Consider the following 16,128-nt stretch of genomic DNA (forward strand, 5'->3'; position numbering starts at 1 on the left):
CAAAATAGTAATACTAGTTAATTTTATCTTAAAAAAAGTTATTCTCTATAAAATACGCGTTTAACGCGCTGTGATATACTTGTAAGAATTTCGTACGAAATCGTATTTAACTGTTCCGCCATATAATTCACAGTTGGATTTTCGCCAAAAATAATTACTGCATCACCTTCTTTGCATTCCATATCCGTGCAGTCAACCATCAACATATCCATACAAATGCTACCAATAATAGTTGCCTTTTGTTTTTTAATAACTACATATCCAACCCCATTTCCCCAGCCTCGTGAGATTCCATCTGCATAACCTATAGGTATTGTAGCAACTCTTGTTTCTCGATTAGCAATAAATTTTCTACCGTAACCCACGCTCTCCTCTGAACTTATTGTTCGTATCTGAGAAATAATCGATTTTAAAGTCCCTACATTCTCAAGTCTCTTTTGCTCTTCAAGATCATTTGAAAAGCCATAAAGTCCTATTCCTAGTCGAACCATGTCATATTGTGAATCCTGAAAATTACTAATACCCGAAGTATTTAATATATGACGAATGGGTTTTATTTGTAATTCATCCATCAGTTTCGAAGACATTTTTTCAAACAGATTTATTTGCGCTTTAGCAAAACCTTCCTGCATGACATCATCGCTTGTAGCCAAATGTGACAAAATACTTTGCACTTTGATATTTTCATTTCCCTTTAAAGTAGCAATCAACTCATCAATTGTATCAGCTTCAAAACCCAAACGATGCATTCCCGTATCTAGTTTTATATGAATGGGAAAATGCTTTAATTCTTTTTGAGCCGCTATTTTCAGAAAAGCACGTAGTCCTTTTAAACTGTAAATTTCCGGTTCCAATTGATAATTGATAATAGCACTAAAACTTGTGTTTTCAGGATTTAGCACCATAATAGGCAATTGAATCCCCTGATTTTTTAATGCGATTCCCTCATCGGCAAAAGCCACACCTAAATAATCAACCTTATGATGTTCTAGTAATTTAGCTATTTCAAATCCACCATTTCCATATCCAAAAGCTTTTACCATCACCATTATTTTGGTTTTTGGTTTTAACTTCGATTTAAAGAAATTCAAATTATGACTGATTGCATTCAAATTAATTTCCAGCACAGTTTCATGAGTTTTCTCTTCCAGCAGCCACACAATTTCTTCAAACTGAAAAGAACGCGCTCCTTTGACTAAAATGGTTTCATTATTAAAGTCTAAATTTTCATAATCAGCTATAAAGGCAGCTGTAGTAGTATAGGTCACACAATTTGCAAATTTATCCTTGAACTCTGAAATTGTTTCGCCAATTCCTATAACCCGACTGATATTATTAGAAACTATTAAATCTGCTACTTTGCTGTATAATTCATCCTTATTCAACCCACTTTGAAAAATATCGGATAAAATAACCGTTTTCTTATCGGACTGTTTCTGACTTTCCAGAAAATCCAAAGCTATCTTTAACGATTGAAAATCAGAACTATAACTATCGTCAATAATATTGCAGTTATTGATTCCGTTTTTCACTTTCAATCGCATTTCCACTGGGTACAACAGCTGCATTCTGTTTCGAATAATAGTAGGATCGTATTTAAAATATAACAAAACCATGACGCACGAAATCGCATTTTCGATAGAAGCTTCATCCTGAAATGGTATGTTGACATCGAAATTTTCGCCTTGGTAACAAACATTCAAAATTGTTTGATCAACATGGGTGTTTTTTACAATAAAAACATCCGAATCTTTGTTTGTAAAACTCCAAGTAAAGACTTTTGTTTTTGCAAAAGGAGCATAATCTATACTTTCATTAATTTGATAAATGACAATTTTAGAATTCTCAAAAAGCGACATTTTCTCTTTTATTTTTTCCTTTAAATTCAGAAAACCCTCATCATGTGCCGAACCAATATTTGTTAAAACACCTATGGTGGGCTTGATCATTTTTTCCAGCTTTTGCATCTCAGAACGTGCTGAAATTCCCGCTTCGAAAATACCCAAATTGTGCTGCTCATTTATTGCAATCACTGACAAAGGAACGCCTACTTGAGAGTTATAACTCTTAGGACTCCTGATAACATTATAATCTGGACTTAATAAAAAATTAAGCCATTCCTTGACAATAGTTTTACCATTACTTCCTGTGAGTCCAATAATAGGAAAATCAAACAGACTGCGATAATGCGCTGCAAATTCTTGTAACGCACCTAACGTATCTTCAACAACATAAAAATTAGCTTTTGCCTCGCAACCCTCAGGAATATAACTTACTACAAAATTCCTCACCTCATTTTCAATTAATTCAGAAATATAATGATGCGCGTCAGAGTGAATTCCGACCAAGGCAAAAAATAAGGTTTGAGACCCATTTTGTAACGACCGACTATCAATGGAAACAGCATCTAAAGCCCCATCAAAATGGTTATCAATGAATTTTGAAGGTATATTTTGAATACTATTTAGAATTTTTGGATTCATAAATTTAGGAAAGATTGAAATGAATTTCTATTTTTAAGAAGGCGCTTTTTATAGTTATCTTAGCTATAAAACTCCTCAAAAATAAGACTTCTTTTCAAAACGAAGCGTTAGAAAAAGCATAATAATAACTTATATAGCTGATTTTAGCAAAAGAAACATCAGCAATTGCTTGCAATAATTTTGACAGATTACTTATATTTGTTTGACATTGAACCCAGAACAGTTGAAAAAAATACTTCCATCATTTTCTTATATTTTCCATCCGATATTTATACCGGCGTTGGCTACAATGTTTTATCTTTTTTATCAAGGAGCCAACTTTATCACACAGGAAAAACTGTTTATTTTCTTCCAAGTTGCCATTGTAACCATCGTAATTCCCCTGTTAGTATTTCTACTTCTACGCGCTACGGGAAATGTAGATACTATAATGATTGCCAAAACTTCCCAGAGAAAGATCCCTCTTGTAATTCATTGTTTTCTACTCATATTACTAGTGCGAAAGAGCATAACAATTGAGCGTTATCCAGAGCTGCATTTTTTCCTATTGGGTGCATTAATGAGCACTATGCTAGCTTTAGTTTTATTGTTTGGCAACATCAAAGCCAGCCTTCACATGATCGCTATTAGCTCTTTGACGGTTTTTGTAATTGGATTGAGTTTCCACTTTCAGTTTCAAAACATCGTCGCTATTTCATTATTAATTCTTCTTAATGGTATTGTAGCTTCCTCCCGACTGGAGATGAAAGCGCACACTAATACAGAACTAGTTTTAGGTTTTTTTCTTGGTGCAATTCCTCAGCTTTTATTGCTGTTTTTATGGCTATAAAATGTAGAAAATAACTCCAAAATTTAAGGATTTCATAGCAACAGATTCATCATTTATTTTAGCCGACTTAAACACTGGATTTAAGCCGTAGTAGGCATATAAATTTATGGTATTGTAACCAAGCGAAACATAGGGACCGTATTGAAATTTGTTAAAATCTTTGTTTCCAGTAAGCAAAACTTTATCAGTAGTACTATTAAAAATAGATTTGTCATACAGCACGTAACTTAGTTTTATTCCTGTGTATATTCTCCAAAATTTATGACTTTCATAAGTAGAAGTTCTCCAACGGAACTCGATAGGAACATCAAAAGTGAGTAGTGAAAACTTGTTCTTTGAATATTTAGTATCTGAACCAATAATAGCATAATTTGGATTTTCAGCCGTTGCAGTTATTGCCATATTTTGGTTGTTGTTCAAATAGGAGAATCCCACACCAGTCGCAATAGCTACCGTTCTGCTTTTATTAATAGGCATATCTCTTAAAAAACCGCCAGAAAAACCGGAAGAAAATTTACTCTGCGTTAAGCCCGTTGGCTTCTCAACAAGTGTATTGTAGGTGATAGCAAAATAGAACTGATCCTCCCGATACACGGAATCAATTTTTACTTCAGGCACTACTTCCGGAATTATATTTTCTTGCGCAAACACATTAAAAACAGAGAGAAAAAGAAAACAACTTAAAAATAATCGCATACTGTTTTTGGTTTTTTAAAATGATTGATTCTCTTCGAATTTTCTATAAAGAATACAAATATAAGATATTGGAGTTTTCAAATCCTTTTAATGGTTGAATTTTAAATTTACAGCTACTAAAAGATTGCATCCACAACACCGTTTCTCCTTGCATATGTGTCTGAAACAGCGCTAGAATTCATTGTAAAATCAGTGGTGAATATTTCTAGAAGTACAATTAAATTTACATTTTCAGAAATAGAATAAATTCTCTTTTCAAAATAATCGCGATTTAATTTTGGAAGAATTTACAGCAACACTATGGAAAATCATTTGAAGGAAAAGTAACAGAAGGAGCTGAGAACGATGCTTTTCGAAATAAAAACTAGTCATGCCCATTCAAAGTTTTGATGAAAATACCATTCGCATTACTTTGTTTGTAGCAGATGATAAAAGTAGAACTTGGGTGTTAACTTATAGAAATGATCGAATAAAACTCAAACACGACCATCGTCCTGAAGATGATTCCGAAGATAAAGTTACCCAATATGGAGGAACAACAACAAATTCAGGCTCATCAAGTCTTCAGTTTTTTCCAGCTTATTAACCAACATTTGATTTACTTCCAAATGCCGCTTCTAATGTTTGGTGGATCACTTTAGAGGAAACTTCATTTACTTATAATTTAAGAAGAATTGGTTCCGACAGATTTTTTATAGTAAAATTTGCTTTAACAAAAACAGTTCCAACTCCTTCGGCACCGTGGGATGGAAAGACTAACATAATTCAAATAAATTAGACATAAAAAAACGCATCCAAATGAATGAATGCGTTTTTTACTATTTACTTTGTCCCGTCCTGAAATAGCGATACACAAAAAACATCGTTATGGAAGAAACTTTCAATTATGCAAAGCGTACTCAAAAAGACTATTCAATGTCTTTTAAATTACAAATTGTTCAAGAAATAGAACAAGGACATCTCACAGCAACCGAAGCCACAAAGAAATATGGCATTCAATGTAGAAAGACTGTTATAGAATGGTTGCGAAAATTTGGTAACTTTGATTGGGAAAACCAATCTCGTTTGAATATGCCAAAGACATCAGAACAAAAAATCATGGAACTTGAAGCTCAAGTCAAGTTATTAGAAAAGCAAAAGGCATTTCTAGAACGACAAGCTTATGTTGCAGACAAAAAAGCGATACTATTTGATATGATGATAGATTTAGCAGAGAAAGAATATCATATCGATATACGAAAAAACTCTGTACCCGAACAATCGACTACTTCAAAACAAAAGAACAAAAAACAGTAGCGTTTACCTGTTATTTGTTCGGGATAGACAGACAGGTTTATTATCGAAAAATTAAAAGAAGAGCATCCAAACAGAACAAAGCCCAAGAAGTAATTTTGATGGTAAATGATATCAGAAAAACAATGCCTAGACTAGGTACTAGAAAACTATATTATCTTCTGCTGGATAAACTTCAATTAATGAAAATAGGAAGAGATAAATTCTTTGATATACTCAGAGCTAATCATTTATTGATACAGCCTAAACGAAGTTATCACCTAACAACTAACTCCCATCATCGATTTAGAAAACATCAAAATCAGATTTTAGATTTAGAAATTAACAGACCTGAACAAGTTTGGGTGTCTGATATAACCTATATCGGGAAAAGAGAAAATCCATGTTATTTAAGTTTAGTCACAGATGCTTATTCTAAAAAGATTATGGGGTTTTATGTTGCTGATAATATGAACACAGAAAGTAGTTTGAAAGCTTTAAAAATGGCTCTTAAGCACAGAAATAATAAAACTTTGCAGTTAATACATCACTCTGATAGAGGTTTACAATATTGTGCTAATCAATACCAAAAACAACTTAATAAAAATAAGATTGTATGTAGTATGACTCAAAATTCTGACCCTTATCAAAATGCAGTTGCAGAAAGGATTAATGGTATTTTAAAACAAGAATTTAGCATTGATAAATACAAACAAAAAGCAGAAATTATGCAAAAAGTTGTAAAGGAAGCTATTAATATCTATAATGAAATCAGACCTCATTATTCTAATTATATGCTAACGCCAAATCAGATGCATACCCAAAACAAAATTAAAATGAGAACTTATAAAAAAAAAACAGTAGTAAACCGAAGCTTACTACTGTTTAAAAATTGTACTTTTATTTTTTATTAATCCTGTATCACTTTTTCAGGACTAGACACTTCTTTAGTTATTCTCGACTGCGCTCGAACTGACAAAGAAAATTTATTATCCTTTCAAGCTTGCTGATAAATACTCTCTATTCATACGAGCTATATTCTCTAGAGAAATTCCTTTAGGACACTCTACCTCACAAGCTCCAGTATTAGTACAATTACCAAAACCTTCAGCATCCATCTGGCTTACCATATTCAATACACGATCTGTAGCTTCAACTCTACCTTGAGGCAATAATGCATATTGAGAAACTTTCGCAGCAACGAATAACATTGCAGATGAGTTTTTACAAGTAGCAACACAAGCTCCACAACCAATACAAGCAGCAGCATCAAATGCATTGTCAGCATCTTCCTTTTTAATTGGAATAGCATTAGCATCAATCGTATTTCCTGAAGTGTTTACAGATATAAATCCACCAGCATGCTGAATTCTGTCAAAAGCACTTCTGTTTACCACTAAATCTTTAATTACTGGAAATGCAGCTGCACGGAAAGGCTCAATTGTAATTGTATCACCATCCTTAAACATACGCATGTGTAATTGACAAGTCGTTACACCTCTATCTGGTCCATGGGCTTCACCATTTATGTACAAAGAACACATTCCGCAAATTCCTTCGCGACAATCATGGTCAAATGCTACTGGTTCGCCGCCTTTACTCATTAAATCTTGATTGAAAACATCAAGCATTTCAAGGAATGACATATCTGGCTCAATTCCATCGATTTGATAATCGACCATTGCTCCTTTATCTTGGGCGTTTTTCTGACGCCATATTTTTAATGTAAGTTTCATTTTTATAAGTATTAAGTATTGAGAATTAAGTATCGTGACTTTTCTAAATACTATTTATAATTTCTCTGAACTAGTTTCACGTTATCAAAAACAAGTGGCTCTTTGTGTAAAACAGCATCACTAGGGTTTCCTGTGTATTCCCAAGCAGCTACATACGCGAAATTTTCATCATCACGTTGTGCTTCACCTTCAGGAGTTTGATATTCTTCACGGAAGTGACCACCACAAGATTCATTACGGTGCAATGCATCTTTAGCGAACAATTCTCCTAATTCTAAGAAATCGGCAACACGAGTTGCTTTTTCTAATTCTTGATTGAAACCATTAGCAACACCAGGAACTTTTACATCTTTGTAAAATTCTTCACGTAAGGCAGCAATTTCTGCGATCGCTTCGTTTAGTCCTTTTTCGTTACGAGCCATACCCACTTTGTCCCACATAATTTTTCCTAATTTTCTATGAAAATAGTCAACAGAATGTGTTCCGTTAGTATTCATGAACTTCTCTATTTGGTCTTTTACATTTTTCTCTGCTGCTGCAAACTCAGGCAAATCAGTAGAGATAGGTCCCATTTTAATATCTGGTGATAAATAATCCCCTATAGTATAAGGCAATACAAAATATCCATCAGCTAAACCTTGCATCAAAGCAGAAGCTCCTAATCTATTTGCCCCGTGATCAGAGAAATTTGATTCTCCAATAGAGAAACATCCAGGAATTGTAGTTTGTAAATTATAATCTACCCATGTACCACCCATTGTATAATGTACCGCAGGGTAAATCATCATTGGAGTTTTGTATGGATCTTCATCAACGATTTTGTAATACATTTGGAATAAGTTACCATATTTATTAGAAACTACTTCTGTTCCTAATTTAACGATCAACTCTTTGTCATTTGCATCTAAATGGCGAATTAAAACCTGCTCTTTTCCGTAACGTTGAATTGCCGCAGCAAAATCAAGATATACAGCTTCACCTGTTTTATTTACTCCATAACCTGCATCACAACGCTCCTTTGCAGCACGAGATGCAACATCACGAGGAACTAAGTTTCCAAAAGCTGGATACCTTCTTTCCAAGTAATAATCTCTTTCTGCTTCAGTCAAATCTGTAGGTTTCTTTTTTCCTTCACGAATTGCTTTAGCATCTTCTAATTTTGCAGGAACCCAAATACGACCATCATTACGCAATGATTCTGACATCAAAGTCAATTTCGATTGGTGATCTCCAGAAACCGGAATACATGTAGGGTGAATTTGTGTGTAGCAAGGATTTGCGAAGAACGCTCCTTTTTTGTGGATTTTCCATGCTGCAGTAGCATTAGATCCCATTGCATTTGTAGAAAGGAAAAATACATTTCCGTAACCACCAGAAGCAATTACAACTGCGTGAGCAGAATGTCTTTCTATTTCACCTGTAATTAAGTTACGAGCGATAATCCCTCTTGCTTTTCCGTTTACGATTACTAAATCTAGCATTTCGTGACGGTTGTGCATTTTAATTTTTCCACGCCCTATCTGACGGTTCATTGCAGAGTAAGCTCCTAATAAAAGTTGCTGACCTGTTTGACCTCTAGCATAAAATGTTCTAGAAACCAATGCCCCACCAAAAGAACGGTTGTCTAACAATCCACCATATTCACGTGCTAATGGAACTCCTTGAGCCACACATTGGTCAATAATATTAGTAGAAACTTCAGCTAAACGGTGTACGTTAGCCTCACGAGCACGATAATCTCCTCCTTTTACAGTATCGTAAAACAATCTGAAAGTTGAATCTCCGTCTCCTTGATAATTTTTAGCAGCGTTGATTCCTCCTTGTGCAGCAATTGAGTGCGCACGACGTGGTGAATCTTGAAAACAAAACGCCTTTACGTTATAACCTAACTCTGCTAATGTAGCAGCAGCAGAACCTCCAGCTAATCCTGTTCCAACAACGATAACATCTAAGTTACGTTTGTTAGCAGGATTCACTAAATTAATATGATCTTTATAATTTGTCCATTTGTCCGCAATTGGGCCATTTGGTATTTTTGAGTCTAATGCCATTATAATTGAATATTAATGATTGAAATGATGAAATAATGCAATAAAAATAAAACCGAAAGGAACTACTATTGCAAAAACGTATCCTAATTTATGTAATGATCTAGAATACTTATTATTGAATCCTACTGATTGCATTGAAGAGTTGAAACCGTGCCATAAGTGCAATGACAACAAAAGAAATGAGATACAGTACAAACCTGTACGAACTGGACTTTCGAATTTTTCTGCTAATTCATGAAAATACCTAGTCTCGTTTAATGGATTAACATCAACATACTTGTAAACCATCTCCGGAACCCAAAAATCATAAGAGTGCAATCCTAAAAACGCAAAAATCACTAATCCCGTGATAATCATGTTTCTTGAAGACCAAGAAGAATTAGCTGCTCCATTGTTTTTCGCATAAGCGATTGGTCTAGCACTTCTGTTTTTAAGCTCTAAAACGATACCCATAATAAAGTGAAAGATAACCCCGATGATCAAAATTGGCTGAATCACGTACTGAACTAATGGATTATTCCCCATGAAATGAGAAATTGAGTTAAATGTGTCGGCACTAAAAACCGATGTCATGTTAATGAAGAAATGCTGTGCTAGAAACAACATCAAAAAGATTCCTGAAAGCGCCATAGCTACTTTTTTAGCTATTGACGACCCCAATAATGCAGATTTTGCCATAATATTTGAATAATTTGTTTTAAAAAAATATTACAAAAATAAAGTAATTAGACAGTAACTACAACCTATTTGACCTTATTTATAATGATTTTAAAGTGTTTTAGATAAAAAAACAAGAAATCCTTAATTATCAATTAAAATAAGAAGATGTACTTTACAAAAGGTTAAACAAAAAAGAAAAATAACATAAAAAAACAAAAATAGAATTGACTAAAAACCAACTCTTAAACAAGCCAAAATTACTGATTTCATAATTTTCATAGTTCTTATTTTACAAAATCATAAAAAGAGGTAGCGGTTGGATTTTTAATAACTAAAATAGAAAATCTTGTCGTTTGCACTTTTAACTTTGCAGGTTAAAAAATCGACGAATGAAAACTGGAATTGATGCTATCGCTTTTGATGTTGCTAAAATACATTTACCTATAAATATTTTGGCAAAAGCCAGAAACATTGAACCCGAAAAATTAGAAAAAGGATTAGGACTAATCAAAATGACTTTTCCAGATGTTCACCAAGACACAGTTGTTTTTGGAGCCAATGCTTTGACCAAATTAATAATAGACAATAACATTAATCTCAATGAAGTTGCCCGAATATACATAGGTACAGAAAGCGCAATTGATAGCTCTAAACCAATAAGCTCTTTTTTGATTGCGTTGATGGAACAAAAATTTGGAGAAAACACCTTAGCTGAATGTGATGTAGTTGATTTTACTTTTGCTTGTATTGGCGGAGTTGATGCCCTGCAAAACTGCCTTGATTTTATAAAACTGAATCCAACTAAAAAAGCAATTGTAGTTACTACTGATTTTGCAAAATACGATTTGAATTCTGGAGGTGAATACACTCAAGGAGCCGGAGCAGTGGCAATGTTAGTTACTATAAATCCTCGAATAGTAGCTTTTGACAATAATTGGGCTACCAGTACTAAAGGAGTTTTTGATTTTTTCAAACCCTATCGAACAATTTCAAAAGAAACAATCACAAGTTCTAAAAACAACGATCCATGGTTTGATAATTTGGAAACGGAAATAGAAATTCACAAAGATCAACCCGTTTTTGACGGCCAATATTCCAATCAATGTTATATGGACCGAACGAAAGCAGCCTATTTTTCATTCAAAAAACTCAAAGACACTTCGGAGAATATTTACGATTCTTGGAAAAGCATTGTTATGCACTTGCCATACGCTTTCCAAGGACGAAGAATGCTCTCTGAAATTTACGCTCTAGACAATTCTATTAAAATTATTTCTGGCGATGAAGATGCTACAACCTATCAAAATAAGTTGAAAGAAATAAGCAAATCAGATGCTTACAAGGAATTTGTAAGCAAGAAATTGATGCCTGCAGAAATCGCTTCTTCCTTGATTGGAAATCTTTACACAGGTTCCATTTTCATGGGTTTACTATCAACTTTATCTTATTTTTATAATAATGGAAAAGAAATATGTGATAGTAAATTTGGATTCCTAGCTTACGGAAGCGGTTCGAAATCAAAAGTTTTCGAAGGAACCATTCAACCCGAATGGAAAAATGCTATTGCAAATGTCTCGCTCTTTGAAACTTTGGAAAATAGCTTCGAAATCGACTTTGCGACTTACGAAAAACTTCACAAAAAGGAACAAAAACAAAGCGTTACGACTCCAAAAAAGGAATGGATTTTAGACCGAATAGAAAATGAAATTCCAAATTTAATAGGAGCTCGTTATTACAAATGGATAGATTAGATTTAAACGACCTCAAAAAAAGCCAAAAGTTATAAACGAAGATCTTTTGGCTTTTTTATTAGAACACAAAAATCAGTTTAACTGAATTTCGTCATGTATTGCTGCACAATCATATCCGTATTCTCGTTACGTATTTTCTGTTCTAGTTGAATTGGAGGAGAAGCTCGTTCTAAACAATTCTTCACTGCACAGGTCTCGCACGTAACTCCAACAATTTGTTTCTTTACGGAATCATTTTCCATAAACTTAAATTTTTTCTTAACCGCCGGGGTAATTAGTATACCAACAGAAATACTGCGAATACAATCTACTTTAAACGGATCTGGCGTAGCAGATGAAAAGACCAAATATTCATTTTTACTATTATCATAACTCGAAATTTGAGCATCAAAAAAATGACTTTTTTTCTGATTTAAAGATTCCTGAATAGTCCGAACAGAAACCCATCTTCGGCAGTAATGCTCATTCATTTCATTCGCATGCGGTTCTTGCTGATTCGTGATATGTAATTCCTTTTTTATTTGATAGGTATCCGTCCCCACTCTATGAGACATTCGAAGGAAAAAGAGGTTTTTTAACTGAAAATCCTTGGGTAAAATATTAGTCAGCCTTTGATAAAATGATTCAGGCGAGACATTAAATCCGCTCATTAAAGCGATCATCTCTTGCGGCTTTGGATCAGTTTTCAACAAAAACAGACTTAATTCATCAATAAGTTTCTGCCTCGGTATAAGCAAAGCCCCGGCAAAATAAGATGCATAAAAGTTATTTAAAACTTGATCAAAATTGTCAAATTTTATCCAACTGAATGTATATAAACGCTCCGTAATTTCAAGATAATTATACGCTATTTCTTTAGCTAAAATAAATGCTTTTTGAGGCTCATCAATATCTAAGGAAAGTAAAAGCGTTTTGCTTTTTGGCACAAATATCGATCTCAAATCTCCCAACTGTTCTTGTTCAGAAAAAACAAGTTCCTTAATCGTATAACCATATTCTTCTGTTAAAATCGCTGCAAGCTCATCGACAGAAATAACAGCATCAATATCGACATAAAATGCTTTGGAGAAATCCAAAACCTTCTGCTCTAAATCTTCAAAGTAATTATTATGCGCTTCTTGATAGGAACGCAAAGCCGCCAAAAAGAAACTCTCTCTCGTTAGATTATAATGTTGCGCAATCTCAATAATTGTGCTTATAAACGCATTCACTTTTGCAGGAGCATTAGCAATAATATCGATAAGATCATTTTCCTGAATACCAAAAATATCCAATGGAATCTCTTTTAATATACCCGATTTAAGGATTTCTCCAATTGGTGCCAGATTATTATCCAATTTTAATGATACCATGTTGTCATAAGAAACCTCTAATTTCTCGGCCAAAAGAATAATTTTATCCGTTTTTGGATACTTTTTCCCTTTTTCAATTTCATTCAAATATGATTTTGAAAGTTCAGTAATTTTAGCCAAGCCAAATAAAGATAGATTCCTATTCGTTCGAGCCTGCTTGAGTTTAAGCCCAAAAATTAATTTGATATAATCCTTTTCTATATTCATATTTTCAAAGATAAACAAAAAAAATCTTACGCTAAAAAAATTATTTTTAACTTTTAGCGTACGTTCGCTTGTTTTGTAAAAAACTTTTTGTAGTATTGCATTGTTAATCAATAACATATTACTACAAAAACTAAAATATTGTTGAATTAAAAATGATTTAAAATGGATTTTAAAGAAGTATTTTCAGAAAATTTGTTAATTTTTTCAAAAGAAACAACCGAGCACTACCCGGAAATCTTAACTGATGAAGCAATGACTTTTTTGTCATTACTTCATGAAAACTTTAACGACAAGAGACTCGCGCTTTTAGAGCGAAGAGAAAAACAACAATTTTTATTTGACAAAGGAGCTTTACCCTCTTTTCCTGTTGAAACAAAAAGCATCAGAGAAAGTAATTGGGAAGCAGCCAAAACTCCTGAAGATTTACTTGACAGAAGAGTCGAGATAACAGGGCCTGTCGACAGAAAAATGGTTATCAACGCTTTGAACTCAGGAGCCAAAACTTTTATGGCCGATTTTGAAGACAGTACTTCTCCCACTTGGAGCAACTTGATGGAAGGACAACAAAATCTAAAAGATGCTGTAAACAAAACAATCACACTAGAGGACAAGATTAAAAATAAAAAATACAGCCTTAACGACAAAACAGCTGTTTTGATTGTTAGACCAAGAGGTTTGCATTTATCCGAGAAACATATTTTAATCAACAAAAAGAAAGCTTCGGCATCATTGATTGATTTTGGATTATATGCTTTTCACAATCATAAAAAACTTGTTGAAAATGACACAGCACCCTATTTTTATATTCCAAAATTAGAGCATTATCTAGAAGCGCGCTGGTGGAATGAAGTATTTGAATTCACACAAGATTATTTAGGCGTAAAAAACGGAACCTTCAAAGCAACCGTTTTAATCGAAACGATTACTGCAAGTTTTCAATTAGACGAAATCATTTTTGAACTCAAAGATCACATCGTAGGTCTGAATTGCGGAAGATGGGATTATATTTTTTCTTACATCAAAAAATTAAGAACAAATCCAGCTTTTCTTGTTCCTAATAGAGATCAAGTAACCATGACGACTCCGTTCATGAACGCTTATTCTCAACTGGTAATTCAAAGATGTCATAAACGCGGTATTCATGCGATAGGCGGAATGGCTGCTCAAATTCCGATTAAGAATAACGAAGAAGCTAACAAAATAGCTTTTGATAAAGTGATCGCGGATAAAGAGCGAGAAGTAAAAAATGGACATGACGGAACTTGGGTAGCGCACCCAGATTTAGTTGCGCTTGCTAAGACTGTTTTTGATAAATACATGCCAGCTAAAAATCAAATCGACGTAAAACGAGAGGATATTCACGTTACGGAAAGTGACTTGCTAGAAACACCCAAAGGAACAATTACCGAGGAAGGAGTTCGAAAAAACATCAGCATATCTGTTTTATACATCGCTTCATGGCTAAACGGTCAAGGTGCTGCAGCACTAAATAATCTAATGGAAGATGCTGCAACTGCTGAGATTTCGAGATCGCAACTATGGCAGTGGCTACAAAATAAAGTCATTTTAGACAATGAAAAAGTACTGACTGAGAAATATTACCATCGATTAGCCATGGAAGAATTTGAAAAAATCAGAGCAGTAGTTGGCGATGAAAATCACGAAAAACAAAAATACCGCCTAGCTGAAGAATTATTAGATAAACTAGTTGTAAATGAAAAATTTATCGAATTTCTGACTATTCCAGGCTACAAATACTTATAAAACCACAACAACTATTAACATACAACCAAAAAATTAAAAACATGAAAACTAACGAAACAAGAATACAAGAATTAATTACTGATTGGCTTACAAACCCAAGATGGGACGGAATCGAACGTCCTTACACTGCTGCAGAAGTTATTAAATTACAAGGTTCGTACGAAATAGAACACAGTGTTGCTAGAATTGGAGCAAACAACTTATGGAACAAACTAAATGCTCAGGAATTTGTAGCGGGTCTTGGTGCACTTACTGGAAACCAAGCGATTCAAGAGGTTGAAGCGGGGCTAGACGCCATTTATTTAAGCGGTTGGCAAGTTGCCGCTGATGCCAATGTAGCCGGCGAAATGTACCCAGATCAATCCTTATATCCTGCTAACAGTGTGCCGTTAGTTGTAAAACGAATTAACAATGCGCTATTACGAGCAGATCAAATACAAGTTGTAAATGGAACTACCGATAAAAAACAATATCTAGTTCCTATTATAGCTGATGCTGAAGCTGGTTTTGGTGGAAACCTTAATGCTTTTGAATTAATGAAATCGATGATTGAAGCTGGTGCTGCTGGAGTTCACTTTGAAGACCAACTAAGTTCTGCTAAAAAATGTGGACATTTAGGCGGAAAAGTATTGGTTCCAACTCAAGAAGCTATCAATAAATTGATTGCAGCACGTTTAGCAGCAGATGTAATGGGAACGCCAACATTAATTGTAGCGCGAACAGACGCTGATGCTGCAAATTTACTAACAAGCGATATTGACCCAAGAGACGCTAAGTTCATCACCGGAGAAAAAACTGGAGAAGGATTCTTCTACGTAAATTGTGGGGTGGAACAAGGGATTGATCGAGGCTTGAGTTATGCACCGTATGCAGATTTGATTTGGATGGAAACCAGCAATCCAGATCTTGACTATGCTAGAAAATTTGCCGAAGGAATTCATGCAAAATTTCCAGGAAAAATGTTAGCGTATAATTGCTCGCCATCGTTCAACTGGGCTGCAAAACTATCAGTGCCTGAAATGGAAACTTTTAGAGAAGATCTTGCTGCAATGGGATACAAATTCCAGTTCATCACTTTAGCTGGATTCCACGCTTTAAACACAAGCATGTTTGAATTATCAAAAGCGTACAAAGAAAGAGGAATGGCAGGTTATTCTGAATTACAAGAAAGAGAATTTGCATTGCAACAATACGGTTTCAAGGCTGTAAAACACCAAGGTTTCGTAGGTACATCCTATTTTGATGCCGTACAAAACACAGTAACCATTGGGAAATCATCAACAACAGCGATGAAAGACTCTACAGAAGCAGCTCAATTCTAACAAAA

The 16,128-nt window shown here is 34.2% G+C and carries 13 protein-coding genes; 7 read left to right on the top strand and 6 right to left on the bottom strand.

Annotation, left to right across the window (positions count from 1 at the left end; translation table 11 throughout):
* Positions 1 to 38: 38 nt before the first annotated feature.
* On the bottom strand, positions 39 to 2,483 hold the full coding sequence (locus LNP27_RS02990) for a bifunctional UDP-N-acetylmuramoyl-tripeptide:D-alanyl-D-alanine ligase/alanine racemase (RefSeq protein ID WP_229943033.1): 2,445 nt from the start codon (positions 2,481 to 2,483) through the stop codon (positions 39 to 41).
* A 223-nt stretch (positions 2,484 to 2,706) separates the two neighbouring features.
* Here LNP27_RS02990 and LNP27_RS02995 point away from each other — a divergent pair, with 223 nt between their 5' ends.
* Positions 2,707 to 3,312, top strand: coding sequence for a hypothetical protein (locus LNP27_RS02995; RefSeq protein ID WP_229943034.1), 606 nt, complete (start codon positions 2,707 to 2,709; stop codon positions 3,310 to 3,312).
* Here LNP27_RS02995 and LNP27_RS03000 read toward each other — a convergent pair.
* Positions 3,307 to 4,008, bottom strand: a complete 702-nt coding sequence (locus LNP27_RS03000; RefSeq protein WP_229943035.1) for a porin family protein — start codon at positions 4,006 to 4,008, stop codon at positions 3,307 to 3,309. The genes LNP27_RS02995 and LNP27_RS03000 overlap by 6 nt on opposite strands.
* A 370-nt stretch (positions 4,009 to 4,378) precedes the next feature.
* On the opposite strand from LNP27_RS03000, the gene LNP27_RS03005 reads away from it, so the two are divergent.
* From LNP27_RS03005 to LNP27_RS03015, 3 genes are all read left to right on the top strand, one after another.
* A complete protein-coding gene (locus tag LNP27_RS03005; RefSeq protein WP_229943036.1) occupies positions 4,379 to 4,594 on the top strand; it encodes a hypothetical protein in 216 nt (71 codons plus the stop codon).
* Between the two features lie 281 nt (positions 4,595 to 4,875).
* Positions 4,876 to 5,304, top strand: a complete 429-nt coding sequence (locus LNP27_RS03010) for a helix-turn-helix domain-containing protein (protein ID WP_229942210.1) — start codon at positions 4,876 to 4,878, stop codon at positions 5,302 to 5,304.
* A 14-nt stretch (positions 5,305 to 5,318) separates the two neighbouring features.
* Entirely contained in the window at positions 5,319 to 6,194 is an 876-nt protein-coding gene (locus tag LNP27_RS03015) for an IS3 family transposase (protein WP_229942211.1), read from the top strand.
* A 75-nt stretch (positions 6,195 to 6,269) separates the two neighbouring features.
* Here LNP27_RS03015 and LNP27_RS03020 read toward each other — a convergent pair whose 3' ends face one another.
* Genes LNP27_RS03020 through LNP27_RS03030 form a run of 3 tightly spaced genes read right to left on the bottom strand, consistent with a single transcriptional unit; the run spans position 6,270 to position 9,745 of the window.
* Positions 6,270 to 7,016 carry a succinate dehydrogenase/fumarate reductase iron-sulfur subunit gene (locus LNP27_RS03020; RefSeq protein WP_229943037.1) on the bottom strand — a complete coding sequence of 249 codons (747 nt, stop codon included), beginning with the start codon at positions 7,014 to 7,016 and terminating at the stop codon, positions 6,270 to 6,272.
* Between the two features lie 50 nt (positions 7,017 to 7,066).
* Positions 7,067 to 9,067: a fumarate reductase/succinate dehydrogenase flavoprotein subunit gene (locus tag LNP27_RS03025; RefSeq protein WP_229943038.1), complete on the bottom strand. Its 2,001-nt coding sequence runs from the start codon at positions 9,065 to 9,067 to the stop codon at positions 7,067 to 7,069.
* 12 nt (positions 9,068 to 9,079) lie between these two features.
* Complete coding sequence (locus LNP27_RS03030) at positions 9,080 to 9,745, bottom strand: succinate dehydrogenase cytochrome b subunit (RefSeq protein ID WP_229943039.1); 666 nt, start codon at positions 9,743 to 9,745, stop codon at positions 9,080 to 9,082.
* A 371-nt stretch (positions 9,746 to 10,116) separates the two neighbouring features.
* Here LNP27_RS03030 and LNP27_RS03035 point away from each other — a divergent pair, with 371 nt between their 5' ends.
* Entirely contained in the window at positions 10,117 to 11,478 is a 1,362-nt protein-coding gene (locus tag LNP27_RS03035; RefSeq protein WP_229943040.1) for a hydroxymethylglutaryl-CoA synthase family protein, read from the top strand.
* Positions 11,479 to 11,555: 77 nt separating this feature from the next.
* On the opposite strand, the gene LNP27_RS03040 is transcribed toward LNP27_RS03035, so the two are convergent.
* Positions 11,556 to 13,037 carry a helix-turn-helix domain-containing protein gene (locus tag LNP27_RS03040; protein WP_229943041.1) on the bottom strand — a complete coding sequence of 494 codons (1,482 nt, stop codon included), beginning with the start codon at positions 13,035 to 13,037 and terminating at the stop codon, positions 11,556 to 11,558.
* A 162-nt stretch (positions 13,038 to 13,199) separates the two neighbouring features.
* Here LNP27_RS03040 and aceB point away from each other — a divergent pair, with 162 nt between their 5' ends.
* On the top strand, positions 13,200 to 14,801 hold the full coding sequence (aceB, locus tag LNP27_RS03045; protein WP_229943042.1) for a malate synthase A: 1,602 nt from the start codon (positions 13,200 to 13,202) through the stop codon (positions 14,799 to 14,801).
* Positions 14,802 to 14,842: 41 nt separating this feature from the next.
* Positions 14,843 to 16,123: an isocitrate lyase gene (aceA, locus tag LNP27_RS03050; RefSeq protein WP_229943043.1), complete on the top strand. Its 1,281-nt coding sequence runs from the start codon at positions 14,843 to 14,845 to the stop codon at positions 16,121 to 16,123.
* The last annotated feature ends 5 nt before the right edge of the window (positions 16,124 to 16,128 follow it).

It is taken from the genome of Flavobacterium galactosidilyticum (genome assembly GCF_020911945.1).
Taxonomy (GTDB): Bacteria; Bacteroidota; Bacteroidia; order Flavobacteriales; family Flavobacteriaceae; genus Flavobacterium; species Flavobacterium galactosidilyticum.